This is a genomic window from Streptomyces sp. NPDC002176 (genome assembly GCF_044903645.1).
Classification (GTDB): domain Bacteria; phylum Actinomycetota; class Actinomycetes; order Streptomycetales; family Streptomycetaceae; genus Streptomyces.
Map to the genome: position 1 here is coordinate 134,284 of NZ_JBJDQW010000007.1, position 25,190 is coordinate 159,473.

The window sequence follows — 25,190 nt, forward strand, 5'->3', positions numbered from 1 at the left end:
GGGGCCCCAGGGGTTCGGGGGAGAAGTCCGCGGCCGTGGTGGGGGCTCGGGGAGTCTTCCCCGCCACGGCCGTCACGAGGAACAACGCGCCGGGCCGGACGGGGTTACGCCCCCGCCCGTCCCCCTTTCGGCCCAGCGCGGCCGACCTCCTGTTGCGCGCCCCCTTGACCCGCATTTGACTACTTCTCTGCGGAGACGTGCAGAGAGGGGCCCGCGATGCTTTCGGCCAAGAGCCTGTTCCAGGAGATCCTCGACGACGACGCGTCCTTCCGGCTCTTCTGCTCCATCGCCGCGGGCGGCGAGTCCCAGGGCGGCTGGGAGAACGGCAGGATCGCCGCCCTGGTCCCGGAGAGCGCGCGCGGTCTCGCGCCCAGGATCGCCCGGCACGGCGCCGACGAGGACAAGCACGGCCGCCTCTTCGAGGCCCTGCTGCGCAAACGCGGCCTGAAGCCCGTCGAGGTGCCGCCCGACACCGACTACACGATGCTCCTCGAACGGCGCGGCATCGGCCTGCCGCACGACAAGCTCAAGGCCGACCGGCCGCTGACCGAGCACGACATCGTCGTCTACCTCGCCCACAGCCGGGTCACCGAACAGCGGGCCTCCGAGCAGATGCGGATGCTCGTCAAGCACTTCGGCGACCACCCCGACGTGGGCCGCGCGGTGCGGATGATCTCCCACGACGAGGACAACCACCTCGCCTACTGCCACGAGGAACTCCTGCGCCTCGCGTACCAGGGCCACGGCCGCTTCATCCAGCGTGTGCTGCGCGAGAGCGCGCTCGCCGAGATCCGGATCTACCGGGACGTCAGCCTCGCCGTCATGGCCCACATGGGCCGCGTCCTGCGCTGGTCCCGCGCCAGGAACGCGCTCCTGGCCGCCGGTGTCCACGCCCTGTACGCGTGGGAACGGGCCGTCGGCTGGCGTCGCATGGTCACCCTGGAGATGCCCGCACGGCGCGACGCGCTCGGCGGCCCCGCCCCCCGGGCCACCGAACCGGTGTGAGTCACAGCCAGCCACGCCGCTTGAAGTTCCGGTACAGCACCACCTCGAGCGCCACCATCACCGCGACCACGGTGGGGTAGCCCCACACCCAGCGCAGCTCCGGCATGTGCTCGAAGTTCATGCCGTAGACCCCCGCGATCAGCGTCGGGATCGCGGCCATCGCCGCCCAGGACGAGATCTTGCGCATGTCGTCGTTCTGCCGCACACCCATCTGCGCCAGATGCGCCGAGAGGATGTCGGACACCAGCCGGTCCAGGCCCTCCACCGACTCGTTGACGCGGGTCAGATGGTCGTTGACGTCCCGGAAGAACGGCCGCGCCGACGCGTCCACGAACGGCACCTCGGTCGCGGACGACCCCATCCCCGACAGCCGGGTCATCGGCACCGTCAGCGGCCCCGTCGCCCGGCGGAACTCCAGCACCTGCCGCTTGAACAGGTAGATCTTGGACGCGGTGCCCCGGGAACCCGCGTCGGACGGGGAGAACACCTCCGCCTCCAGCTCGTCCAGGTCCGTGGCCAGCTCGGTCGCCACCTCCAGGTACTCGTCCACCGTGGCGTCCGCGACCGCGTACAGCACCGAGGTCGGCCCGTGCCGCAGCTTGTCCGGGTCCGCCTCCAGGCGCCGCCGCACCTCCGGGAGAGGGGAGGACTCGCCGTGCCGCACCGTCACCACGAACGAGTCGCCGAGGAAGAGCATGACCTCGCCCGTGGTCACCGTGTCGCGCGAGGACTCGTAGAACACCGGCTTCAGCACCACGAACAGGGAGTCGTCGTACACCTCCAGCTTCGGGCGCTGGTGGGCCTTCAGGGCGTCCTCGACCGCCAGCGGGTGCAGGCCGAACACCTTGCGGACCTGCTCGAACTCCTCCGTGGTCGGATCGTGCAGCGCGATCCACACGAACGCGTCGTCCGCCGCACGCGCCTCCCGCAGGGCTTTCGCGGGGTCGTCGGACGAATCGGTCCGATGCCCTTCCCGGTAGATGGCACAGTCGAAGATCACGGAGTGCATTCTCCCGTCGTCCCGCCCCGCACGCACTCGGGGCCCCCTGATTGTGCGCCCCGGATCACCACCCGGCGGCGCCGGTCTACGCTGGGCCGCATGCCCACCCTGATCCTCGTTAGGCACGGCCGCTCCACCGCCAACACCGCGGGGCTCCTCGCCGGCTGGACACCCGGCGTCGCCCTCGACGAACGCGGCACCGAGCAGGCCGCCGCGCTCCCCGCCCGCCTCGACGGCCTGCCGCTGAGCGAGATCGTCCTCAGCCCGCTCCAGCGCTGCCAGGAGACCGTACGGCCCCTGCTGGACGCCCGCCCCGAGCTGAGCCCGCACACCGACGACCGGATCGGGGAGTGCCACTACGGCGACTGGTCGGGCCGCAAACTCGCCGAGCTGAAGGACGAACCCCTGATGGAGGTCGTCCAGAGCCACCCCTCCGCCGCCGCCTTCCCGGGCGGCGAGTCCATGCGCGACATGCAGGCCCGCGCCGTCTCCGCCGTACGCGACTGGAACGCGCGCGTGGAGAGCGAGCACGGCGCCGACGCCGTCTACCTGATGTGCTCCCACGGCGACATCATCAAGTCGATCGTCGCCGACGCCCTCGGACTCCACCTCGACCTCTTCCAGCGCGTCTCCGTGGAGCCCTGCTCCGTCACCGCCATCCGCTACACCCGGCTGCGGCCCTACCTCGTCCGCCTCGGCGAGACCGGCGACCTCGCCTCCCTCGCCCCGCGCGAGACGCCCCCCGACGACGACGCACCGGTCGGGGGTGGTGCGGGCGCACCGTGATCGCCGCTCGCAGTAGGGTGAGGCGGTCGGCCGCAGGGCGTGCCCGCACGCCCGCACCGACCGCTTGAACCGCTCGAACGATCCCGACCCATGGAGACAGGACGTGTCCCGTCAGGTGTTCCTCTACGACCCGCCGGACCGCTTCGTGGCCGGCACGGTCGGACTGCCCGGACGCCGCACGTTCTTCCTCCAGGCCACCGCGGGCCCGAGGGCGACCAGCGTGGCCCTGGAGAAGGCCCAGGTCGCCGCGCTCGCCGAGCGCATGGACGAACTCCTCGACGAGGTCGTACGCCGGAGCGGCGGCAACGCCGCGGTGCCCGCCGTCGCCCCCGTCGAGATCGCCGACACCGCCCCGCTGGAAAGCCCCGTCGAGGAGGAGTTCCGCGTCGGCACCATGGCCCTGGCCTGGGACGGCGAGGAACAGCGCATGGTCGTCGAGGCCCAGGCCCTGGTGGAGCTGGACGCCGAGACCGCCGAGGACCTGGCCGAGGCCGAGGAACGCCTCCTCCAGGACGAGGAGAACGGCCCCCCGATGCTGCGGGTCCGCCTGACCGGCGCGCAGGCCAGGGCCTTCGCCAAGCGCGCCCTCGACGTCGTCAACGCCGGGCGGCCGCCGTGCCCGCTGTGCAGCCTCCCGCTCGACCCGGAAGGACACGTATGTCCGCGCCAGAACGGATACCGCCGGGGAGCGTGAGCGCCGCCGGGACGGGGACCGACGCGGACGCCGCCGAACTGCTCGCCCACGGCGAGCTGACCGTACGCGGCCGCATCCGGGACGCCTCCAACGCCGCCCTGTTCTGCACCGTCGCCCTCGACGGCCAGGAAGCCACCTGCGTCTACAAGCCCGTGGCCGGGGAGCGCCCCCTGTGGGACTTCCCCGACGGCACCCTGGCCGGCCGCGAGGTCGCCGCCTACGAGGTGTCCGAAGTCACCGGCTGGGGCCTGATCCCGCCCACCGTGCTGCGCGACGGACCCTTCGGCGAGGGCATGTGCCAGCTCTGGATCGAGGTGAGCACCGACGCCGAACTCCTCGCGCTCACCGAGGGCGAGGAGGCCGGGCCCGGCTGGAAGGCCATCGGCCTCGCCGAGGTCGGCGAGGGCCGGACCGCGCTGCTCGTGCACGCCGACGACGAACGGCTGCGCCGCCTCGCCGTCCTCGACGCCGTGATCAACAACGCCGACCGCAAGGGCGGCCATCTCCTGCCCACCGTCGCCGGACGCCTCTACGGCATCGACCACGGCGTCTCCTTCAACGCCGAGAACAAGCTGCGCACCCTGCTGTGGGGCTGGGCGGGCGAACCCCTCACCGACGACGCCGTCACGGTCCTGGGCAGGCTCCGCGAAGCCCTCGACGGCCCCCTGGCCGCCAAGCTGGCCCCGCTGCTCACCCCGGCCGAGATCGACGCCACCCGCGCCCGCGTCGACGACCTCCTCACCACCGGCCGCCACCCCGAACCCACCGGCGACTGGCCCGCCATCCCCTGGCCCCCGGTCTGACCCCGAGGCACAGAAGGCCGGATGGCCGCAAGAGCGCCCATCCGGCCATCCGGCGGCCTCCGGCGCGATCCGGTTCGTAGCCCCAGCTCATGGCCGGTTACGCTCATGTACATGCATGCCTGGCCCGCTTCCGAGGTCCCCGCCCTGCCTGGTCAGGGCCGCGACCTGAGGATTCACGACACCGCGACCGACGGTCCGGTCACCCTCGATCCCGGTCCCGTCGCCCGGATCTACGTCTGCGGCATCACGCCGTACGACGCGACCCACATGGGTCACGCGGCGACCTACAACGCGTTCGACCTCGTCCAGCGCGTGTGGCTGGACACCAAGCGGCAGGTCCACTACGTCCAGAACGTCACCGACGTCGACGACCCGCTGCTGGAGCGCGCGACCCGCGACGGCGTCGACTGGACCGCGCTCGCCGAGCAGGAGACCACCCTGTTCCGCGAGGACATGACCGCCCTCAGGATGCTGCCGCCCCAGCACTACATAGGCGCCGTCGAGGCCATACCCGGCATCGTCCCGCTGGTGGAGCGCCTGCGGGAACTGGGCGCCGCCTACGACCTGGACGGCGACATCTACTTCTCCGTGGACGCCGACCCGCACTTCGGCCAGGTCTCCCACCTGGACGCGGCCGCGATGCGCGTACTGTCCGCCGAGCGCGGCGGCGACCCGGACCGGCCCGGCAAGAAGAACCCGCTCGACCCGATGCTGTGGCTCGCGGCCCGCGAGGGCGAGCCCAGCTGGGACGGCGGCACGCTCGGCCGGGGCCGCCCCGGCTGGCACATCGAGTGCGTGGCCATCGCCCTGGACCACCTCGGGATGACCTTCGACGTCCAGGGCGGCGGCTCCGACCTCGCCTTCCCGCACCACGAGATGGGCGCCTCCCACGCCCAGGTGCTCACCGGCGAGTACCCCATGGCCAAGGCGTACGTCCACGCGGGCATGGTCGGCCTGGACGGCGAGAAGATGTCCAAGTCGAAGGGCAACCTCGTCTTCGTCTCCGCGCTGCGCCGCGACGGCGTGGACCCGGCCGCCATCCGGCTCGCCCTGCACTCCCGGCACTACCGCTCCGACTGGGAGTGGACCGACCAGGTGCTCCAGGACGCCGTGGACCGGCTCGGCCGCTGGCGCGCCGCCGTCTCCCGGCCGGACGGCCCGTCCGCCGAGGCGCTGGTGGAAGAGGTCCGCGAGGCGCTGGCGAACGACCTGGACGCGCCCGCCGCGCTCGCCGCCGTGGACCGCTGGGCGGCCCGCCAGGAGGGCGAGGGCGGCACCGACATCGGCGCCCCCGGCGTGGTCAGCCGCACCGTCGACGCGCTGCTCGGCGTGGCGCTCTGAGCTGACACAAAAGAGTGGGGCGGTACCCGGCCGGGTACCGCCCCACTTTGCTAATCCTCCGAGCCGTCCGGCTCGTCACCGTCGGAGACGCCCGGCGCCTCCGGCTTCTGGGGCTTGGGCGGGCGGGTACGGCCACTCGGCGTGTCCCGGCGGTAGGGCCCGCTGTCCGAGCCGTCCGCCGTGGCGTGCCCACCCGGGCCGCCCACGTCCCGGCGCCGCAGATACCGCTCGAACTCGCGCGCGATGGCCTCGCCGGACGCCTCCGGCAGCTCGGCGGTGTCGCGGGCCTCCTCCAGCGTCTGCACGTACTCCGCGACCTCGCTGTCCTCCGCGGCCAGCTGGTCCACGCCCGTCTGCCAGGCACGCGCGTCCTCCGGCAGCTCGCCCTGCGGCACCCGCAGGTCCAGCAGGTCCTCGAGACGGTTCAGCAGCGCCAGCGTGGCCTTGGGGTTGGGCGGCTGGGAGACGTAGTGCGGCACCGCCGCCCACAGCGACACCGTCGGGACACCGGCGTGCGTGCACGCCTCCTGGAGCACACCGACGATGCCCGTCGGGCCCTCGTACTTGGTCTCCTCCAGGTTCATCCGGCGGGCCAGGTCGGCGTCCGAGGTGACCCCGCTGACCGGCACCGGACGCGTGTGCGGGGTGTCGCCGAGCAGCGCGCCCAGGATCACCACCAGCTCCACGCCCAGCTCATGGGCGAAGCCCAGCAGTTCGTTGCAGAACGAGCGCCAGCGCATCGACGGCTCGATACCGCGCACCAGCACCAGGTCACGGGGCTTGTCCCCGCCGACGCGGACCACCGACAGCCGGGTCGTCGGCCAGGTGATCTTGCGTACGCCGCCCTCCATGAAGACCGTGGGACGGTTCACCTGGAAGTCGTAGTAGTCCTCGGCGTCCAGCGCCGCGAACACCTGGCCCTTCCACTCGCGTTCCAGATGCGCGACCGCCGTGGAGGCGGCGTCACCGGCATCGTTCCAGCCCTCGAACGCGGCCACCATGACTGGGTCGATCAGCTCGGGAACACCCTCCAGCTCGATCACCCAGTGCCTCCTTCCGACGTGCTCTCGCCTGACCACCCAACCTTACGGCGTCCGACGGGAGCCTCCGCAGCCCCCTCGCAAGGGGCTGAACGGATCACTGCCCCGAACCCCGGCCCGGAACACCCCGCAGCGGAGCCTGCTCCCAGGCGCCGTCCACCGGCCCGCCCTGGCCCCGTACCCCCGCCGCGCCGCCCGCCAGGTGGGACTGGAGCCGCAGATGCCGGAACTCGAAGCACGCGCCCGACCGGCGCAGCACACCCCGCCGGTGGGCGTCCTCCAGGAACGCCATCAACCGCCACGGCAGCCGCCCCGTCACCGCCAGCCACACTCGCGCCACCGCGAACCGCCCCCACGCGCTCAGCGCCAGCGCCGCCGCGCCCAGCGGCAGCCACAGCCGGGTCCCGACATGCGCGAGCCCGCCCCAGTCACCGGGCAGCACCATCACCGGCACACACACCAGCGCCACCAGCAGCGCCACCACCCCGGCCCGCGTGAACGACGCCGTCCGGTCCGTACGCAGCGACGAACCGGGACCGGTCGCCCGCATGATGTCCGACGGCACGCTCAGCGCCCGGTACACCCCGCACACACACCCGCCCACCAGCCCGATCAGCACCCCGCTGGCCACGAACGGCGGCAGACAGCGCATCAGCAGCCCGGTGGCCGGGCCCTCGGTGAGCCAGCCACGGGCGGGCGCGGGCAGCACGGACCGCAGATTCGCCGGGTACACCACCGTCGCCGGGCCGCCCGCGCCGCCGGTGAGCGCCAGCCGCACCACGACGACCCCCTCCCGCGACTCGAACACCGTCCGCCGGGACGTGAAGGGGCGGCACGTACGGTCCTTCAGCAGCGGGATCGTGCAGTCCGGCGGCTCCCCGTCGCCCGGATAGGCGATGGGCCGGGCGCCGTCGCCGGGGATCAGCATCCTGCCGCGCAGCGGCCGCGAGGTGACCGCCGTGCGCACCCCGTCCCGTACGGCGAACCGCCAGCCGTCGATCCGACGGCCCGCCAGGTCCGCCGCGCCACCCGACTTCCCTACCGTCACCCCGACCGCCGCCAGCCCGGCGGCCGTGCACGCGGTGATCCCGATCAGCAGGGCGGCCGCCGTGCCCCGTACGGCACCGGCCGCGAACCGCTGGCCGATCCGGCCCGCCCGGCCCGGATGCTGGCCGTCCTGCCGATGGGTGCCGCTCACCAGGAGCGCCGTGCCCGCCGCCATGCAGGTGGTGCCGATCAGCGCGGTCCACGGATCGCGCGAGGAGTCCAGCAGCACCGACCCCGCCGAACCCGCCCCGCCCAGCAGCAGCCCGGCCCCCAGGACGCGGGCCACCGCCCGGCCCGCCGCACCGCTCCACGGCAGGCTGAGCGGCACCGGGCGCCGGGGGAGTCCCGCGATGCCGAAGAACAGGGTGAACAGCAGCGAGAACAGGCAGCCGCCGAGCAGGTCCGGCAGCCAGCCGTCGGTCAGCGTGCCGTAGCGGAAGCCGAACCGGAGATCGTCGGTGCAGGCGAACGCCGCCCACAGCAAACCGCTCACCAGCGCGGTCAGCAGCGTCTGCCGCAGGATGAACCGTCTGCTGGGCAGCCCCCCGTCGCGCGGCAGCAGACAGGCGGCGCCGAACGCGAACCCCAGGGTCTGGCCGAACAGCGTGGCCCCCACCGAGACGACGTCCTCCGTCCGCGCCTGCCCGCTCAACCCCCGCGCCACCATCACCGGGAGCACCAGCAGCGCCTGCACCGCCAGCGCCAGCAGCCCCGGCGTGTACACCCGCAAGCATGCGGGCAGCATCGACTCCAGCTCCCACCACGCCAGCCGCCCGGTGTCGCGGTGCTGCAGCGCCCGCGCCAGCACGGTGAGCCTGCGCTCCGCGTCCGAGGTGGCCCGCGGCCCGGAACCGGCGAACGCGGCCGGGACGAACGCCCCGAGCAGATGCTCCTCGACCGAGGCCACCGTGGGGAAGCGCCCGGTGTCCAGCAGCTCCGAGGGGTCGCCGGAGGTGTCGCCGTAGACGGCACGGGCCAGCGAGACCATCAGGGGAGTGGTGAGCGCCCGCGCCGGAGCCGACCCGGGCCGCTCGGCCAGCTCCCGCAGCACCGGCGTCCACACCGTGGCCCGCTCGCCGTCCGCCGTCGGCCGGGGCCGGGCGGTGCGCTCCAGGTGGGACCCGGCCTGCGCCAGGTCCAGCGGCCGCAGTTCGATCACCTCGGCGGCGGTGAGCACGTCACCCTCGGCAACCGCCGTCGCCCACGCCTCCTTGCGGCTGGTGAGCAGCAGCGGCAGATCGTCGTCCAGCTCGGCGTTGACCCGGCGCACGGCCTCCGCCCAGCCGGGGCGGGCCAGCTCGTCGAAGCCGTCCAGGACCGGCATGACCAGGCCCGAGTCCAGCAGGGCGCGGGCCAGGGTGCGCTGCCCGTCGGGGGCGGACAGCGGGGGATAGTCGGCGGCCAGCCGCTCGGCGAGCCAGTCGCGCAGCCCCGTACGCCAGGGGTCCCACCCGGCCACCGGGACGATCACCGGGACCGGGCCGCCCGAGGGGCGGACGGCCAGTCGGCCGAGGACGAACCGCAGGGCCAGCACGCTCTTGCCGGACCCCGGACCGCCCAGCACCACCAGGCGGCGGCCGGACGGCAGCGCGGAGGAGTCCGGTACGTGCTGCACCACCGCGTCACGCGGGGCGGGCAGCGGCTGGGCGCGGCGGATGTTCTCCGGATGGTCCGCCAGCCGCCGGTCGGCCGGGGCCCAGCCCACCTCGATCGGCAACGGGTCCCGCAGCCGCCGGAACCGGGCCTCCGCCGCCCACTGGTCCCGGACCGCCTCGGCCAGCGCGTCCGCGGCCCGGCAGCGGTCCTCGGCCGCCGAACGGAGCGGCGGGTCCCCGTCGCCGCGCAGGATGTCAGCCACCAGGGCCACCACCGAGACGAACGCGCCGATCGCCGAGATCAGGACGCCCGCGACCGCCGCGTCCAGCCACCAGAACCGCAGGACCGCGGCCAGCGCGGCGAGCGCCGCGCCGCACGCGGCGAAACCGACGCGCCGCCGCGCCCGCGCAGTGTGCCAACCGCCTCGCATATGACCGCTCCCCGCACCTGGGCCTCGCCCCACTCCGCCGTCGCCGGTTCCACCACTGTCTGAAAGATCCGTTTTAGCCGGAGAGTGGGTGGTAAACGCACACTTTGAAACACGTTCGAGGGAGCGCGCGGAAGTGTTCGGGGGCGGATGGAGGTGCGGATACGCGCGAGGGCGGTCCCGCCGATGCGGAACCGCCCCTGTCACTGCGTCGCGCTACTGCTTCTTGTCGAGCACCTCACTGACCCGCGCGCGCACCTCGTCCGTGGCCAGGCCGCGGATGGTGAGCGTGGTGCGGCGGCGCAGCACGTCGTCCGCCGTCTCGGCCCACTCCTGGTCGCGAGCCCAGACCACCTGCGCCCAGATCTCCGGGGCGTCGGGGTGCACCCGCTCGGCCAGCTCCGGGTGCTCGTTGGCCAGCCGGGCGATGTCGAAGGCGAGCGAGCCGTAGTGGGTGGCCAGGTGGCGGGCGGTGTCGGCGCCCATGCGCGGGCCGGGCGCCGGACGGTCCACCAGCAGCCGGTGCTCGACCGCGCGCGGGTTGGCGACACCGGGCAGCGGCAGCCGCTTGGGCAGCTCGGAGACCGGCTCGAAGTCGTCGCCGAGCGGCCGTCCCGGCAGCTCCTCCAGCTTCTTCAGCACGGTCCGCCCGATGTGCCGGAACGTGGTCCACTTGCCGCCCGCCACCGACAGCATTCCGCCCGGACCCTCGGTGACCACCGTCTCCCGCTTGGCCTTCGCGGTGTCGCCGGGGCCGCCCGGCAGCACCCGCAGCCCGGCGAAGGAGTAGGTGATCAGATCCCGCTGGAGCTGCTGGTCCCGGACGGAGAACGCGGCCTCGTCCAGGATCTGGGATATGTCCGACTCGGTCACGGACACGTCCGCCGGGTCGCCCTCGTACACCTCGTCGGTGGTGCCGAGCAGCAGCATGTCCTCCCAGGGCAGGGCGAACGTGATGCGGTACTTGTCGATCGGGGTGGCCAGCGCCGCCTTCCAGGGGGCGGTGCGCTTCAGGACCAGGTGCGCGCCCTTGGACAGGCGGATCGAGGGGGCCGCGTGCGGGTCCTCCATCCGGCGCAGGTGGTCCACCCAGGGGCCGGTGGCGTTGAGCACCAGGCGGGCGTTCACCCCGAACTCCTCGCCGGTGATCCGGTCCTTCAGCTCGGCGCCGGTGACCCGGCCGCGCGTGGTGCGCAGCCCGGTGACCTCGGCGTGGTTGAGGACGACCGCGCCCGCGTCGACGGCCGCGCGGACCGTCATCAGCGCCATGCGGGCGTCGTTCATCTGGTCGTCGCCGTACACGGCCACGGCCCTCAGGTTCTCGGTGCGCAGCTCGGGCACGTCCTGCGCGGCCTTCGACGGCGAGAGCAGATGCCCCACGCCGTCGCCGAACGCGGACAGCGCGGAGTAGGCGAAGACGCCCGCGCCGAGCTTGGCCGCGCCGTGCGGGCCGCCCTTGTACACCGGGAGGTAGAAGGTGAGCGGGTTCGCCAGGTGGGGGGCCACCTGGCGGGAGACCGCACGCCGTTCGAAGTGGTTCTCCGCCACCAGCTTCACCGCGCCGGTCTGGAGGTAGCGCAAGCCGCCGTGGAGCAGCTTGGACGAGGCGGAGGAGGTGGCACCGGCGAAGTCACCGGCGTCGACCAGCGCCACCCTGAGCCCGGACTGCGCGGCGTGCCAGGCGGTGGAGATGCCCAGGATGCCGCCGCCGATCACAAGAAGGTCGTACGACGCCCGGGCGAGCTGCTCCCTGGTCTCGGCGCGGCTCGGGTGGGAGCCGGAGGCCGGGTGCGTGCCCAGGGCAGGTACGGACTGCAGGGTGGTGGGACTGGTCATGTCGGGTACTTAACTCCTCGTCGGAGCCGGACCTGGCGGCTGGGCCGGCCCGGTCAGCTCTCGTCCTCGAGCCAGCCCATGGTCCGCTCGACGGCCTTGAGCCAGCTCTTGTACTCACGGTCGCGGGTCTCCGCGTCCATGCGGGGGGTCCATTCGGCGGCCCGGCGCCAGTTGGCGCGCAGCTCGTCGGTGTTGGACCAGAAGCCGACGGCGAGACCGGCGGCGTAGGCGGCACCGAGACAGGTGGTCTCGGCGACCATCGGGCGGACCACGGGGGCGTCCAGCACGTCCGCGAGCTGCTGCATCAGCAGGTTGTTCGCGGTCATGCCGCCGTCCACCTTGAGGGTGGTCAGCTCGACCCCGGAGTCCTTGGTCATGGCGTCCGCGATCTCCCGCGTCTGCCAGGCGGTGGCCTCCAGGACGGCGCGCGCGAGGTGCGCCTTGGTGACGTACCGGGTCAGACCCGCGATCACACCGCGCGCGTCGGAGCGCCAGTGCGGGGCGAACAGGCCGGAGAAGGCCGGTACGAAGTAGGCGCCGCCGTTGTCCTCGACCGAGAGCGCGAGCGTCTCGATCTCGGCGGCGGTGGAGATCAGGCCCATCTGGTCGCGCATCCACTGCACCAGCGAGCCGGTGACGGCGATCGAGCCCTCCAGGGCGTAGACCGTCGGCTGGTCCCCGATCTTGTAGCCGACCGTGGTCAGCAGACCGGCGTAGGAGTTGATGATCTGCTCGCCGGTGTTCATCACCATGAAGGTGCCGGTGCCGTAGGTCGACTTGGTCTCGCCCTCGGAGAAGCAGGTCTGGCCGAACAGGGCCGCCTGCTGGTCGCCGAGCGCGGAGGCGACGGGGATGCCGCCGAGCAGCTCGCCGAGGCTGCCGCCGGTGATGTCGCCGTAGACCTCGGCGGAGGAGCGGATCTCGGGCAGCATCTGCGGGGGCACACCGATGGACTCGCAGATCTTCTTGTCCCACTGCATGGTGTGCAGGTTCATCAGCATGGTGCGCGAGGCGTTGGTGACGTCGGTGACGTGCTGGCCGCCGTCCACACCGCCGGTCAGGTTCCAGATGACCCAGCTGTCCATGGTGCCGAAGAGGATGTCCCCGGCCTCGGCGCGCTCCCGCAGGCCCTCGACGTTGTCCAGCAGCCAGCGGGCCTTGGGCCCGGCGAAGTAGGACGCCAGCGGCAGACCGGTCTCGCGGCGGAAGCGGTCCTGCCCGACATTGCGGCCCAGCTCCCGGCAGAGGGCGTCGGTACGGGTGTCCTGCCAGACGATGGCGTTGTGGACGGGCTCACCGGTGTTCTTGTCCCACAGCACGGTCGTCTCGCGCTGGTTGGTGATGCCGATGGCCTTGATGTCGTCGCGGGTGATGCCGGCCTTGTCGACGGCGGAGGCGACGACCTCCTGGACGTTCGTCCAGATCTCGTTCGCGTCGTGTTCGACCCAGCCGGGCTTGGGGAAGATCTGCTCGTGCTCCTTCTGGTCGACGGAGACGATGCGGCCGTCCTTGTCGAACACGATGCAGCGCGAGGAGGTCGTGCCCTGGTCGATCGCGGCGATGAAGGGGCCTGCGGTGTGGGCGTCGGTCACTGTGTGCTCCTGGGAGATCCGAGGTGAGGGTGGCGGTGTGTACGGCGCTTACTCGAATGATCGGTGCTTTTCGCGCAAATCGTTACTCATCAAGCAAAAGCGACGTTGTAGATGCCCGCAGCGATCGCGCCGCCGATCAGTGGACCGGCGACCGGCACCCATGCGTAGCCCCAGTCCGAGCCGCCCTTGTTGGGCAGCGGCAGCAGGGCGTGCACGATGCGCGGCCCCAGGTCACGGGCCGGGTTGATCGCGTACCCCGTCGGACCGCCGAGCGACAGACCGATCGAGACGACCACCAGGGCCGTGATCAGCGCGCCCACCGGGCCCAGACCGTTGCCCTCGTTGTTCAGGCCCTGCGTGAGGACCGCCAGCACCAGCACGATCGTGCCGATGATCTCCGTGAGAAGGTTCTGCACCGCGTTCCGGATCTCCGGACCGGTGGAGAAGATGCCCAGCACCGGACCGGCGGCCGCCTCCTGTGCCTCGACCGCCTTGGCCGTGTCCTGCGCGCCGGGCCCGCCGACGATCTCCCGGTCGGTGAGGTGCGCGCGGAACTGGCCCAGATAGGCCACCCAGACCAGCGTCGCGCCGATCATCGCGCCCAGCAACTGGCCGCCCCAGTAGGCGGGCAGCGTGCTGTAGCCGTGATCCTTGATCGCCAGCGCGAGGCTCACGGCCGGGTTGAGATGCGCGCCGGAGAGCGGCGCCGAGGTGTAGACGGCCGTCAGAACGGCGAAACCCCACCCGAAGGCGATGGCCAGCCATCCGGCGCCGCGCGCCTTGGACGCCTTCAGCGTCACGGCGGCACACACACCGCCACCGAGCAGGATGAGTATGGCGGTACCTATGGTCTCGCCGATGAAGATGTCGGAGCTGGACACCCGCGACTCCTTTGTCCTTCGTCCAGGGGAACCCGGCCCTTGGCGCTGTCCCACCCTAACGCGTAATACCGATAGGTGTTCGACAATGCCGACCGATGGACGGGAGTCTGGCTTTCAGCCCGCGCACGCGTCAAGGGTTCCGAGGGCGAAAAAAAGCACAGAAGGCAGGATCGTTACGGACGGGGGCACAGCAGACCCGCCCTCTTCGTCCTTCCGGCAGGGGTGTGCTCAGAAGCGGGCCGCGCCCAGGTCACGGGACACCGCGCGGGCGCAGTCCCGCACCGCCGCGACCAGCTCCGGACGCGGTTCGCCGTCCCGGCACAGCCGCTCCACCGCGCCCGCGATCCCCACCGCGCCCACCGGCATCCGGCGCCGGTCGTGGATCGGCGCGGCGATCGACGCCACGCCCTCCCAGGTCTCCTCCAGGTCGGCCGCGTAGCCGCGCGCCCGGGTGAGGTCCAGCACCTGCTCGAAGTCCTCCGGCGCGCACACCGTACGGTCGGTGAACGCCTTGCGGGAGGAGTCCAGCGCCTCGCTGTGCGCCACCGGGTCGTAGGCGGACAGCACCTTGCCGAGCGCCGTGGAGTGCAGGGGCTGCATCGCCCCGATCTCCAGCACCTGACGGCTGTCGTCCGGGCGGAAGACGTGGTGCACGATCAGCACGCCCTGCTGGTGCAGCACCCCCAGGTACACGCTCTCCCCGCTGGAGCGGGCCAGGTCGTCGGTCCACACCAGCGCCCGCGCGCGCAGCTCGTGCACGTCCAGGTAGGTGGTGCCCAGCCGCAGCAGCTCCGCGCCCAGCTGGTAGCGGCCCGACGCCTCGTCCTGCTCCACGAAACCCTCGTGCTGGAGCGTGCGCAGGATGCCGTGCGCGGTGCCCTTGGCCAGACCCAGCGACGAGGCGATGTCGGAGAGGCCGAGCCGCCGTTCGCCGCCCGCGAGCAGACGCAGCATCGCGGCCGCCCGTTCGAGCGACTGGATGTTCCGTGCCATCGCCGTCCTGCCTCCGTCCGCATCGGCCACCGCCGAGCCATCCCACACGCGTTCGGCAATGCCGAACATTACCGGTCCATGCCGACCTCCCGCCAATGAGCAGGGCCGCGCCGGAACACCCGTCGGGTTCCGGCCACGGCACCCGACCGGCCGGACTCCGCCATCCGCGTCCGTGTCGTGGACGCGTGTGCCCATCCAAGCCCACTGGCGGTTACGCTGACGCCGTGCCCCACGCCAGATCCGTCCTGGCAGGCGCATAGCCGACAGCCGTCGCACCCAAGGGAGCCCCTTTCATGGCCTCGTCGCCGACGTCCCCTTCCGCCGACAGCCGGACCCGTGCGTCCGCGCTCCGTCAGGCACTCGCCACCCGTGTGGTGGTCGCCGACGGAGCCATGGGCACCATGCTCCAGGCCCAGGAACCGACCCTCGACGACTTCCAGCAGCTCGAAGGCTGCAACGAGATCCTCAACCTCACCCGGCCCGACATCGTGCGCTCCGTCCACGAGGCGTACTTCGAGGTCGGCGTCGACTGCGTCGAGACCAACACCTTCGGCGCCAACCACTCCGCGCTCGGCGAGTACGACATCCCCGAGCGCGTCCACGAACTCTCCGAGTCCGGCGCCCGCGTCGCCCGCGAGGCCGCCGACGCCTTCACCGCCCGCGACGGCCGCCCCCGCTGGGTGCTCGGCTCCATGGGCCCCGGCACCAAGCTGCCCACCCTCGGCCACGCCCCGTACACCACCCTGCGCGACGCCTACCAGCGCAACGCCGAGGGGCTGGTCGCCGGTGGCGCCGACGCCCTGCTGATCGAGACCACCCAGGACCTGCTGCAGACCAAGGCCGCCGTCCTCGGCGCCCGCCGCGGCCTGGACGCCCTCGGTCTCGACCTGCCCGTCATCGTCTCCGTGACCGTCGAGACCACCGGCACCATGCTGCTCGGCTCCGAGATCGGCGCCGCGCTCACCGCGCTGGAACCCCTCGGCATCGACATGATCGGCCTGAACTGCGCCACCGGCCCCGCCGAGATGAGCGAGCACCTGCGCCACCTCGCCCGCAACGCCCGCATCCCGCTGGCCTGCATGCCCAACGCGGGCCTCCCCGTCCTCGGCAAGAACGGCGCGCACTACCCGCTGACCGCCCCCGAGCTGGCCGACGCCCAGGAGACCTTCGTCCACGAGTACGGCCTCTCCCTGGTCGGCGGCTGCTGCGGCACCACCCCCGAGCATCTGCGCCAGGTCGTCGAGCGGGTCCGCGACCTCACCCCGGCCGAGCGGCAGCCCCGCCCCGAGGCGAGCGCCGCCTCCCTCTACCAGTCCGTCCCGTTCCGCCAGGACACCTCCTACCTCGCCATCGGCGAGCGCACCAACGCCAACGGCTCCAAGAAGTTCCGCGAGGCCATGCTGGAGGCCCGCTGGGACGACTGCGTGGAGCTGGCCCGCGAGCAGATCCGCGAGGGCGCCCATCTGCTCGACCTGTGCGTGGACTACGTCGGCCGCGACGGCGTCAGCGACATGGCCGAACTCGCCGGTCGCCTCGCCACCGCCTCCACCCTGCCGATCGTGCTCGACTCCACCGAGGTCGACGTCATCCAGGCCGGACTGGAGAAGCTCGGCGGCCGCGCGGTGATCAACTCGGTGAACTACGAGGACGGCGACGGCCCCGACTCCCGCTTCGCCAAGGTCACCCGGCTCGCCCGCGAACACGGCGCCGCCCTGATCGCGCTCACCATCGACGAGGAGGGCCAGGCCCGCACCCCCGAGAAGAAGGTCGAGATCGCCGAACGGCTCATCGACGACCTCACCGGGAACTGGGGCATCCGCGAGGAGGACATCCTCATCGACACCCTGACCTTCACCATCTGCACCGGTCAGGAGGAGTCCCGCGGGGACGGCGTCGCCACCATCGAGGCCATCCGCGAGCTGAAGCGCCGCCACCCCGACGTCCAGACCACCCTCGGCCTGTCCAACATCTCCTTCGGCCTCAACCCGGCCGCCCGCATCCTGCTGAACTCCGTCTTCCTCGAAGAATGCGTCAAGGCGGGCCTGGACTCGGCCATCGTGCACGCCTCCAAGATCCTCCCCATCGCCCGCTTCAGCGAGGAAGAGGTCCAGACCGCCCTCGACCTCATCCACGACCGCCGCGCCGAGGGCTACGACCCGCTCCAGAAGCTGATGGCGCTCTTCGAGGGCGCCACCGCCAAGTCCCTGCGCGCCGGAAAGGCCGAGGAACTCGCCGCGCTGCCCCTGGACGAACGCCTCAAGCGGCGCGTCATCGACGGCGAGCGCAACGGCCTCGAAGCCGACCTGGACGAAGCCCTCCAGGACCGCCCCGCCCTCGACATCGTCAACGACACTTTGCTCGACGGCATGAAGACCGTCGGTGAACTCTTCGGCTCCGGCCAGATGCAGCTGCCGTTCGTGCTCCAGTCCGCCGAGGTCATGAAGACGGCCGTCGCGCATCTGGAACCGCACATGGAGAAGTCCGACGCCGAGGGCAAGGGCACCATCGTGCTCGCCACCGTGCGCGGCGACGTCCACGACATCGGCAAGAACCTCGTCGACATCATCCTGTCCAACAACGGCTACAACGTGGTCAACCTCGGCATCAAGCAGCCCGTCTCCGCGATCCTGGACGCCGCCGAGGAACACCGCGCCGACGTCATCGGCATGTCCGGCCTCCTGGTCAAGTCCACCGTGATCATGAAGGAGAACCTGGAGGAGCTGAACCAGCGCGGGCTGGCCGCCGACTACCCGGTCATCCTCGGCGGCGCCGCCCTCACCCGCGCCTACGTCGAACAGGACCTCCACGAGATCTACGACGGCGAGGTCCGCTACGCCCGCGACGCCTTCGAGGGCCTGCGCCTGATGGACGCCCTCATCGGCGTCAAGCGCGGCCGCCCCGGCGCCCAGCTCCCCGAACTCAAGCAGCGCCGCGTCCGCGCCACCCCCGCGGCCGACCTCCCCGAGGAGCCCGCGCAGGAGGGCCACGTCCGCTCCGACGTCCGCACCGACAACCCGGTGCCCGCCCCGCCCTTCTGGGGCACCCGCGTCGTCAAGGGCATCCAGCTCAAGGAGTACGCCTCCTGGCTGGACGAGGGCGCCCTCTTCAAGGGCCAGTGGGGGCTGAAGCAGGCCCGCACCGGCGACGGCCCCACCTACGAGGAACTCGCCGAGACCGAGGGCCGCCCCCGGCTGCGCGGCCTCCTCGACCGCCTCCAGACCGAGAACCTGCTGGAAGCCGCCGTCGTGCACGGCTACTTCCCCTGCGTCTCCAAGGACGACGACCTGATCATCCTGGACGAGGACGGCAACGAACGCACCCGCTTCACCTTCCCCCGCCAGCGCCGGGGCCGCCGCCTCTGCCTCGCCGACTACTTCCGCCCGGAGGAGTCCGGCGAGCAGGACGTGGTCGGTCTCCAGGTGGTCACCGTCGGCTCCCGCATCGGCGAGGAGACCGCCAAGCTCTTCGAGGCCAACGCCTACCGCGACTACCTCGAACTGCACGGCCTCTCCGTCCAGTTGGCCGAGGCGCTGGCCGAGTACTGGCACGCCCGGGTCCGCGCCGAACTCGGCTTCGCGGGAGAGGACCCCGCCGACATCGAGGACATGTTCGCCCTGAAGTACCGGGGCGCCCGCTTCTCCCTCGGCTACGGCGCCTGCCCCAACCTGGAGGACCGCGCCAAGATCGCCGACCTGCTCCAGCCGGAGCGGATCGGCGTCCACCTCTCCGAGGAGTTCCAGCTCCACCCCGAGCAGTCCACCGACGCCATCGTCATCCACCACCCCGAGGCGAAGTACTTCAACGCCCGCTGACCCCTCCGACCAGGGCTGACCAGGGCTGACCAGGCCCGTCGGCGGACACGCGCACACGACAGGCGCATCCGGCGCGAGCGACGTATGCTGGTCGGTCCACCGCAGGCCGGTTCCCTTTCCGGGAACCGGCCTGATCGTCCCTCAAGGAGGTGCGCCCGGATGACCAGCACGGTCCCCGCGCTCGGAACCCGAACGGCCGAAGGCTCCGCCCTTCAAGCGGTCCTCCTCGACATGGACGGCACCCTGGTGGACACCGAGGGCTTCTGGTGGGACGTCGAGGTCGAGGTGTTCGGCGCCCTCGGTCACACCCTCGACGACTCCTGGCGGCATGTCGTCGTCGGCGGCCCCATGACCCGCAGCGCCGGGTTCCTGATCGAGGCCACCGGCGCCGCCATCACCCTCGCCGACCTCTCCGTCCTCCTCAACGAGGGCTTCGAGGCCCGCATCGACGGCCACCTCCCGCTGATGCCCGGCGCCGCCCGGCTGCTCGCCGAACTCCACGAGCACGACATCCCCACCGCCCTGGTCTCCGCGTCCCACCGGCGCATCATCGACCGCGTGCTGGCCACCCTCGGCCCGCACCACTTCACCCTCTCCATCGGCGGCGACGAGGTCTCCCGCACCAAGCCGCACCCCGACCCCTACCTCCTCGCCGCCGCCGGACTCGGCGCCGATCCGGCCCGATGCGCCGTCATCGAGGACACCGTCACCGGAGTCGCCGCCGCCGAGGCCGCGGGCTGCCACGTGGTCGCCGTCCCCTCCATCGCCCCCATCGTCCCCGCCGAACGACGCACCGTCGTACCCTCGCTGGAACAGGTCGACCTGTCTTTTCTGCGCGGGCTGATGACGCTCACGCACTAGCCGTTCACCCAGCGTGCGAAAACAATGATGACCAGGGGCGCAATTCCTTCCACCGGCGCCCCCGGAAGGAATTCCGAACCGCCGGACCGGCTGAATTCCGGTATACCGGACCGCAGTTGACGCTGTGACGTTCGCCACTCCCGGCGGCCTCGACAAGGCTGCCCGCATATGCAGAAATCCCCGTCGGACGCGGGGCGCGCCAGCCCTTGTGTCCTGATTGATGGACCGTTGTACGAAACCTGCCGCTGTCGGTTTTTCGGTGCGTCCACACCCGGTTTCACTGCGTGATGAGCCCTCAACTCAGGCGGCCGCGAACCGCCCTGCGGGCGCGGACTAATGTCGACGCGACAACATCGCACCAACCCCCGTGATCCGCCGCGTCACCCCGCCCACCGGGTTCACGGAATCGAACAGCTCTGGAGAAAGTCCCGCATGAACCGCAAGACTCTGGTGCTGCCGGCAGTGGCCGGCCTGCTCACGCCGGTTCTCGCCGCCTGCGGCGGAACCGACAGCGGGGCCAAGAACGGCGACCCCATCGTCGTCGGCACCACGGACCGGTTCACGGCCACGAGCGACGCCCCCGCGCCCCTCGACCCCGCCTACGCGTACGACGTCGGCACCTGGAACATCCTGCGTCAGACCGTGCAGACGCTGATGACCCAGCCCAAGGGCGAGGGCAACCCCGTCCCGGAGGCCGCCGAGAGCTGCAGCTTCACCGACACCGGCAACGAGCGCTTCGCCTGCAAGCTGCGCAGCGGCCTGAAGTTCGCCTCCGGCGACCCCGTCACCGCCGCCGATGTGAAGTTCTCCATCGACCGCGCCATCAAGCTCCAGGCCGACAGCGGTGTCGCCGCCCTGCTGAACACCGTCGACACCGTCGAGACGCAGGGCGACCGCGAGGTCATCTTCCACCTGAAGACGGCCGACGCCACCTTCCCCTTCAAGCTGTCCACCCCGGTCGCGGGCATCGTCAACCCCAAGGTCTACGCCAAGGGCAAGCTGCGCGACGGCTTCGAGGTCGACGGCTCCGGCCCGTACACCTTCAAGGCCCAGGTCAAGGGCGACGCCATGACCAGCGCCACGTTCACCAAGAACCCCTCGTACAAGGGCAGTTCCGAGCTGAACAACGACAAGGTGGAGATCCGCTCCTTCGACGACGCCGACGCGATGGGCGCCGCCCTGGACCGCGGCGACATCGACGTCATGAGCCGCACCATGTCGCCGGGTCAGATCCAGAAGCTCGACGGCGGCTCCGACGCGAAGGCCGACCTCGTCGACATGCCGGGTCTCGAGATCCGCTACCTCGCCTTCAACACCAACGCGCAGACCGTCAAGGACAAGGCCGTCCGCCAGGCCATGGCCCAGGTCATCGACCGCGGCGAACTGGTCTCCAAGGTCTACGGCACCCAGGCCGAGCCGCTGTACTCCCTGGTGCCCGCCACCCTGACCGGCCACTCCAACTCGTTCTTCAACAAGTACGGTGACCCGAGCGCCGCCAAGGCCAAGCTGCTGCTGGCCAAGGCCGGGGTCACCGCCCCGGTCAAGCTGACCCTGCACTACACCACCGACCACTACGGCTCCGCCACCAAGCAGGAGTTCGAGGTCCTCAGCAAGCAGCTCAACGACAGCGGTCTCTTCGACGTCACCATCCAGGGCCACCCCTGGGCCACCTTCCGCCCCGCGGAGCAGAAGGGCCAGTACGACGTCTACGGCATGGGCTGGTTCCCCGACTTCCCCGACGCCGACAACTTCCTGGCGCCGTTCCTCGACAAGGACAACTTCCTCGGCTCGCCGTACCGCAACCCCACGATCGAGCGGACACTGATCCCCGAGTCCCGCCGCGAGGCCGACCGCCTCGACGCCGCCAAGAGCATCACCGACATCCAGGACACCGTCGCTGAGGACGTCCCCGTACTGCCGCTGTGGCAGGGCAAGCAGTACGTCGCCGCACGGGACGACATCACGGGCACCTCGTACGCCCTGAACTCCTCCTCGACGCTTCAGCTGTGGGAGCTCGGCCGCGGTGTGAGCGGCTGACGTCTCCCGTACCCGGAGCCGCGCTGGCGGCTCCGGGCCACGAACCGACGACAAGGCACTGCTGTGAACATGCGCAACCAGTGGCCGGTCCTGCCCGTGGTGGTGGGGCTGGCCTGCGGCCTGTTGACCGGCTGCGGCTCCGGGACCGACGACGCCAAGGGCACCGGCCAGGCGATGGTGATGGGGATGTCCGACGACGTCCTGGCCACCGACCCGGCATCCGGCTACGACCCCGGCTCCTGGCTGCTGTTCAACAACGTCTTCCAGTCGCTCCTCAGCTTCCCCAACGGCGGCACTCAGCCGGAACCGGAACTGGCGAAGTCCTGCGCGTTCGGTGACGCGCGGGCCACCGTCTTCAAGTGCCAGTTGAAGCCCGACCTGAAGTTCAGCAACGGCGACTCCCTCACCTCCGAGGACGTCAAGTTCTCCTTCGACCGCCTGCTGAAGATCAACGACGCCGCCGGTCCGGCTGTCATGTTCCCGACGCTGGAGCAGATCGAGACGCCGGACGACAAGACCGTCGTCTTCCACCTCAACGCCCCCGACGCGACCTTCCCCAGCAAGATCGCCTCCGGCGCGGGCTCCATCGTCGACCACCGCCAGTACGACGCCGGTGCCCTGCGCACCGACCACAAGGCCATCGGCTCCGGCCCCTACACGCTCGACTCCTTCGACAAGGGCCAGGCCGCCTTCTCGGTCAACCCCCACTACCGGGGCACCGCCGACATCAAGAACTCCGGCGTCACCCTCAAGTTCTTCCACGGCGACCAGAAAGCGCTGAAGAAGGCCCTCCTCGGCGGCGACATCGACATCGCCTACCGCGGCCTGAGCGCCACCGACATCACCGACATCGACGCCCAGGAAGGCACCAAGGGCATCGACGTCATCGAGGGCAGCAGCGCCGAGGTCCAGCACCTCGTCTTCAACATGAAGGACCCCGTCGCCGGAAAGCTCGGCGTCCGCAAGGCCATCGCCCACCTGCTCGACCGCGACGCCCTCATCCACAACGTCTACCAGGGCACCGCCACCCCGCTGTACTCGATCATCCCGGCGGGCATCATCGGCCACAACACCGCCTTCTTCGACACCTACGGCGCCCGCCCCTCCCGAGCCAGAGCCGCCCAGGCCCTGCGCGCCGACGGCATCACCAGCAAGGTCAAGCTCACCCTCTGGTCCACCCCCGCCCGCTACGGCCCCGCCACCGACGCCGAACTCCGCGCCGTCGCCGGGCAGCTCAACGCCAGCGGCCTCTTCGAAGCCGACGTCAAGTCCGTCGCCTTCGGCCAGTACGAGAAGGACATCGCCGCGGGCAAGTACGGCGTCTACGTCAAGGGCTGGGTGCCCGACTACCCCGACGCCGACAACTTCACCGCCCCCTTCTTCGGCAAGGGCAACGTCCTGTCCAACGGCTACGACAACAGCCGCCTGACCGGCACCCTGCTCCCGGCCACCGCCGCCCAGAGCGACCGCGCCGCCACCGACAAGGACTTCGCCCAGGTCCAGGACATCGTCGCCGACGAACTGCCCATCCTGCCCGTCTGGCAGGCCAAGCAGTACGCCGTCGTCCGGGACGGGGTCTACGGCCTCGAGTACTGCCTCGACGCCTCCACCGTCTTCCGCTTCTGGGAACTCAGCAAGAGCTGACCCCCGCACCGGGAACACCGAGGGCGCCCCTCCCACCAGGAAGGGGCGCCCTCAGCCGTACCGGCTACTGCGCGCCCGGCCGCACCAGACCACTCTCGTACGCGTACACCGCCGCCTGCACCCGGTCCCTGAGGCCCAGCTTCGTCAGCACATGCCCCACATGCGTCTTCACCGTCGTCTCGCTCACGAACAGATCCGCCGCGATCTCCGCGTTCGACAGCCCCCGCGCCACCAGCTTCAGCACCTCCACCTCACGGTCCGTCAGCGTGTGCAGCGTGCTCGGCGCGGGCTCCTCACCCGACGGCAGATGCGTCGCGTACTTGTCCAGCAGCCGACGCGTGATGCTCGGCGCCAGCATCGCCTCACCCGCCGCCACCACCCGGATCGCCTGCACCAGCTCGTCCGCCGGAGCGTCCTTCAGCAGAAAACCGCTCGCCCCCGCCCGCAGCGCCTCCACCACGTACTCGTCCAGATCGAACGTCGTCAGCACCAGCACCTTCGCCGGACCGTCCCGCTCCGGACCCGTGATCTGCCGGGTCGCCTCCACCCCGTCCATCCGGGGCATCCGGATGTCCATCAGCACCACATCCGGCTGCAGCGCACGCACCTGATCGAGCGCCTGCAGACCGTCACCGGCCTCACCGACGACCGCGATGCCCGCCTCCGCCTCCAGGATCATCCGGAACCCGGTACGCAACAGCGGCTGGTCATCGACCAAAAGGACACGGATGGCCACGTGGCAACTCCTTCGCTAGACCGGCCCCATTCTGCCCACATCCTCCGCACCGGACTCCGCCGCCCTCACACTGAGCGGATACGGCGGGGGAGTACCCCCGAACTCCGGGCACACCGCCTGGTGATCGCACCAGCCGCACAACTTCGTCGGCCGCGGCCGCCACACCCCCGACTCCGTCGCCTCCCGGATCGCCGCCCACAACGCCAGCAGCTTCCGCTCCACCCGCTCCAGATCCGCGGGCACCGGGTCGTACGTCAGCACATCACCACTGCCGAGATACACCAGCTGCAACCGCCTCGGCACCACCCGCTTCAGCCGCCACACCACCAGCGCGTAGAACTTCATCTGGAACAGCGCGTCCTCCGCGTACTCCGGCCGCGGCGCCTTGCCCGTCTTGTAGTCGACGATGCGCACCTCACCCGTAGGCGCCACATCCACCCGGTCGATGATCCCGCGCAGCCGCAGCCCCGACTCCAGCTCCGTCTCCACGAACAGCTCACGCTCGGCGGGCTCCAGCCGCGTCGGGTCCTCCAGCGCGAACCAGCGCTCCACCAGCCGCTCCGCCTCACCCAGCCAGCGGGCCAGCCGCTCACCCTCCGGATCACCCTCGAACAGCTCCGCGACCTCCGGACGGCTCTCCCGCAACCGGTCCCACTGCGCCGGGATCAACGACTTCGCCCACGGCGCCGTACGCTCCCTCGCCGGTACGTCGAACAGCCGCTCAAGCACCGCGTGCACCAGCGTGCCCCGCGTCGCCGCCTCACTCGGCTTCTCCGGCAGCCGGTCGATCACCCGGAACCGGTACAACAACGGACACCGCATGAAATCACTCGCCCGCGACGGAGACAGCGACGACGGCGCCACGACGACCCGCGCGACACCCTCCGTGCCGCCCTCGCCACCGGAAACGCCCTCAGGGCCCCTGTCCTCACCGCTGCTCTCCATGACCCCAGACCATACGGCCCGGCACTGACAGCGACCCAGCCCGCGCACCCCCCGCCCCAAGAACACCAGGGTGCCGGAGCCGACCGCGCCACCCCGGCCGCATACCATCGACCC

Annotated in this window: 18 protein-coding genes; 9 read left to right on the forward strand and 9 right to left on the reverse strand. The window is 71.3% G+C overall.

Translation table 11 applies throughout. The features are described 5' to 3' along the window. Positions 1-216 precede the first annotated feature (216 nt). Positions 217-1,005, forward strand: coding sequence for a ferritin-like domain-containing protein (locus tag ACI2LY_RS28625; RefSeq protein WP_404709663.1), 789 nt, complete (start codon positions 217-219; stop codon positions 1,003-1,005). A gap of 1 nt (position 1,006) precedes the next feature. Here the strand turns inward: ACI2LY_RS28625 and corA are convergent, their stop codons facing one another. Further along, the gene (corA, locus tag ACI2LY_RS28630; RefSeq protein ID WP_404709664.1) at positions 1,007-2,005 is read right to left on the reverse strand and encodes a magnesium/cobalt transporter CorA; all 999 of its coding nucleotides are present in this window, start codon (positions 2,003-2,005) and stop codon (positions 1,007-1,009) included. Between the two features lie 99 nt (positions 2,006-2,104). Between corA and ACI2LY_RS28635 the strand changes: the two genes are divergently transcribed. From ACI2LY_RS28635 to mshC, 4 genes are all read left to right on the forward strand, one after another. Beyond that, a complete protein-coding gene (locus tag ACI2LY_RS28635; protein WP_389004785.1) occupies positions 2,105-2,791 on the forward strand; it encodes a histidine phosphatase family protein in 687 nt (228 codons plus the stop codon). A gap of 103 nt (positions 2,792-2,894) precedes the next feature. Then, the gene (locus tag ACI2LY_RS28640) at positions 2,895-3,485 is read left to right on the forward strand and encodes a DUF3090 domain-containing protein (protein ID WP_389004784.1); all 591 of its coding nucleotides are present in this window, start codon (positions 2,895-2,897) and stop codon (positions 3,483-3,485) included. After that, on the forward strand, positions 3,449-4,288 hold the full coding sequence (locus tag ACI2LY_RS28645) for an SCO1664 family protein (protein WP_404709665.1): 840 nt from the start codon (positions 3,449-3,451) through the stop codon (positions 4,286-4,288). Before ACI2LY_RS28640 ends, ACI2LY_RS28645 begins: the two co-directional genes overlap by 37 nt. 111 nt (positions 4,289-4,399) lie before the next feature. After that, positions 4,400-5,629: a cysteine--1-D-myo-inosityl 2-amino-2-deoxy-alpha-D-glucopyranoside ligase gene (gene mshC / locus ACI2LY_RS28650; RefSeq protein WP_404709666.1), complete on the forward strand. Its 1,230-nt coding sequence runs from the start codon at positions 4,400-4,402 to the stop codon at positions 5,627-5,629. Positions 5,630-5,679: 50 nt separating this feature from the next. Here the strand turns inward: mshC and ACI2LY_RS28655 are convergent, their stop codons facing one another. The 6 genes from ACI2LY_RS28655 to ACI2LY_RS28680 form a co-directional block, all read right to left on the reverse strand. Next, positions 5,680-6,672 (reverse strand): PAC2 family protein, encoded by a 993-nt coding sequence (locus ACI2LY_RS28655; RefSeq protein WP_404709667.1) that lies wholly within the window; start codon positions 6,670-6,672, stop codon positions 5,680-5,682. A 94-nt stretch (positions 6,673-6,766) separates the two neighbouring features. Continuing rightward, entirely contained in the window at positions 6,767-9,742 is a 2,976-nt protein-coding gene (locus ACI2LY_RS28660) for an NACHT domain-containing protein (RefSeq protein ID WP_404709668.1), read from the reverse strand. A 213-nt stretch (positions 9,743-9,955) separates the two neighbouring features. Next, entirely contained in the window at positions 9,956-11,575 is a 1,620-nt protein-coding gene (locus tag ACI2LY_RS28665) for an FAD-dependent oxidoreductase (RefSeq protein ID WP_404709669.1), read from the reverse strand. A 53-nt stretch (positions 11,576-11,628) separates the two neighbouring features. Further along, the gene (glpK, locus tag ACI2LY_RS28670; RefSeq protein WP_393915892.1) at positions 11,629-13,167 is read right to left on the reverse strand and encodes a glycerol kinase GlpK; all 1,539 of its coding nucleotides are present in this window, start codon (positions 13,165-13,167) and stop codon (positions 11,629-11,631) included. Positions 13,168-13,256: 89 nt separating this feature from the next. Continuing rightward, positions 13,257-14,048 carry an MIP/aquaporin family protein gene (locus tag ACI2LY_RS28675; protein WP_404709670.1) on the reverse strand — a complete coding sequence of 264 codons (792 nt, stop codon included), beginning with the start codon at positions 14,046-14,048 and terminating at the stop codon, positions 13,257-13,259. Between the two features lie 228 nt (positions 14,049-14,276). Next, positions 14,277-15,041, reverse strand: coding sequence for an IclR family transcriptional regulator (locus ACI2LY_RS28680; protein WP_393915893.1), 765 nt, complete (start codon positions 15,039-15,041; stop codon positions 14,277-14,279). A gap of 293 nt (positions 15,042-15,334) precedes the next feature. On the opposite strand from ACI2LY_RS28680, the gene metH reads away from it, so the two are divergent. The 4 genes from metH (at position 15,335) to ACI2LY_RS28700 (ending at position 23,395) form a co-directional block, all read left to right on the forward strand. Beyond that, complete coding sequence (gene metH / locus ACI2LY_RS28685) at positions 15,335-18,853, forward strand: methionine synthase (RefSeq protein ID WP_404709671.1); 3,519 nt, start codon at positions 15,335-15,337, stop codon at positions 18,851-18,853. Between the two features lie 159 nt (positions 18,854-19,012). Further along, positions 19,013-19,714 (forward strand): HAD family hydrolase, encoded by a 702-nt coding sequence (locus tag ACI2LY_RS28690; RefSeq protein WP_404709672.1) that lies wholly within the window; start codon positions 19,013-19,015, stop codon positions 19,712-19,714. A 432-nt stretch (positions 19,715-20,146) separates the two neighbouring features. Beyond that, a complete protein-coding gene (locus ACI2LY_RS28695) occupies positions 20,147-21,751 on the forward strand; it encodes an ABC transporter substrate-binding protein (protein ID WP_404709673.1) in 1,605 nt (534 codons plus the stop codon). Positions 21,752-21,814: 63 nt separating this feature from the next. Next, complete coding sequence (locus ACI2LY_RS28700; RefSeq protein WP_404709674.1) at positions 21,815-23,395, forward strand: ABC transporter substrate-binding protein; 1,581 nt, start codon at positions 21,815-21,817, stop codon at positions 23,393-23,395. 64 nt (positions 23,396-23,459) lie between these two features. Here ACI2LY_RS28700 and ACI2LY_RS28705 read toward each other — a convergent pair whose 3' ends face one another. Together ACI2LY_RS28705 and ACI2LY_RS28710 are read right to left on the reverse strand one after the other, a co-directional pair. Further along, entirely contained in the window at positions 23,460-24,131 is a 672-nt protein-coding gene (locus ACI2LY_RS28705; RefSeq protein WP_384360587.1) for a response regulator, read from the reverse strand. A 15-nt stretch (positions 24,132-24,146) separates the two neighbouring features. Then, positions 24,147-25,076, reverse strand: a complete 930-nt coding sequence (locus ACI2LY_RS28710; protein WP_404709675.1) for a RecB family exonuclease — start codon at positions 25,074-25,076, stop codon at positions 24,147-24,149. Between the last annotated feature and the right edge of the window lie 114 nt (positions 25,077-25,190).

Bases quoted from the DNA above. Each gene is read 5' to 3' on its own strand.
- ACI2LY_RS28625 (WP_404709663.1), top strand. From the start codon at position 217: ATGCTTTCGGCCAAGAGCCTGTTCCAGGAGATCCTCGACGACGACGCG.
- ACI2LY_RS28680 (WP_393915893.1), bottom strand. From the start codon at position 15,041: ATGGCACGGAACATCCAGTCGCTCGAACGGGCGGCCGCGATGCTGCGT.
- ACI2LY_RS28635 (WP_389004785.1), top strand. From the start codon at position 2,105: ATGCCCACCCTGATCCTCGTTAGGCACGGCCGCTCCACCGCCAACACC.
- ACI2LY_RS28695 (WP_404709673.1), top strand. From the start codon at position 20,147: ATGAACCGCAAGACTCTGGTGCTGCCGGCAGTGGCCGGCCTGCTCACG.
- metH (WP_404709671.1), top strand. From the start codon at position 15,335: ATGGCCTCGTCGCCGACGTCCCCTTCCGCCGACAGCCGGACCCGTGCG.
- mshC (WP_404709666.1), top strand. From the start codon at position 4,400: ATGCATGCCTGGCCCGCTTCCGAGGTCCCCGCCCTGCCTGGTCAGGGC.
- ACI2LY_RS28665 (WP_404709669.1), bottom strand. From the start codon at position 11,575: ATGACCAGTCCCACCACCCTGCAGTCCGTACCTGCCCTGGGCACGCAC.
- ACI2LY_RS28690 (WP_404709672.1), top strand. From the start codon at position 19,013: ATGACCAGCACGGTCCCCGCGCTCGGAACCCGAACGGCCGAAGGCTCC.
- ACI2LY_RS28645 (WP_404709665.1), top strand. From the start codon at position 3,449: ATGTCCGCGCCAGAACGGATACCGCCGGGGAGCGTGAGCGCCGCCGGG.
- ACI2LY_RS28710 (WP_404709675.1), bottom strand. From the start codon at position 25,076: ATGGAGAGCAGCGGTGAGGACAGGGGCCCTGAGGGCGTTTCCGGTGGC.
- ACI2LY_RS28660 (WP_404709668.1), bottom strand. From the start codon at position 9,742: ATGCGAGGCGGTTGGCACACTGCGCGGGCGCGGCGGCGCGTCGGTTTC.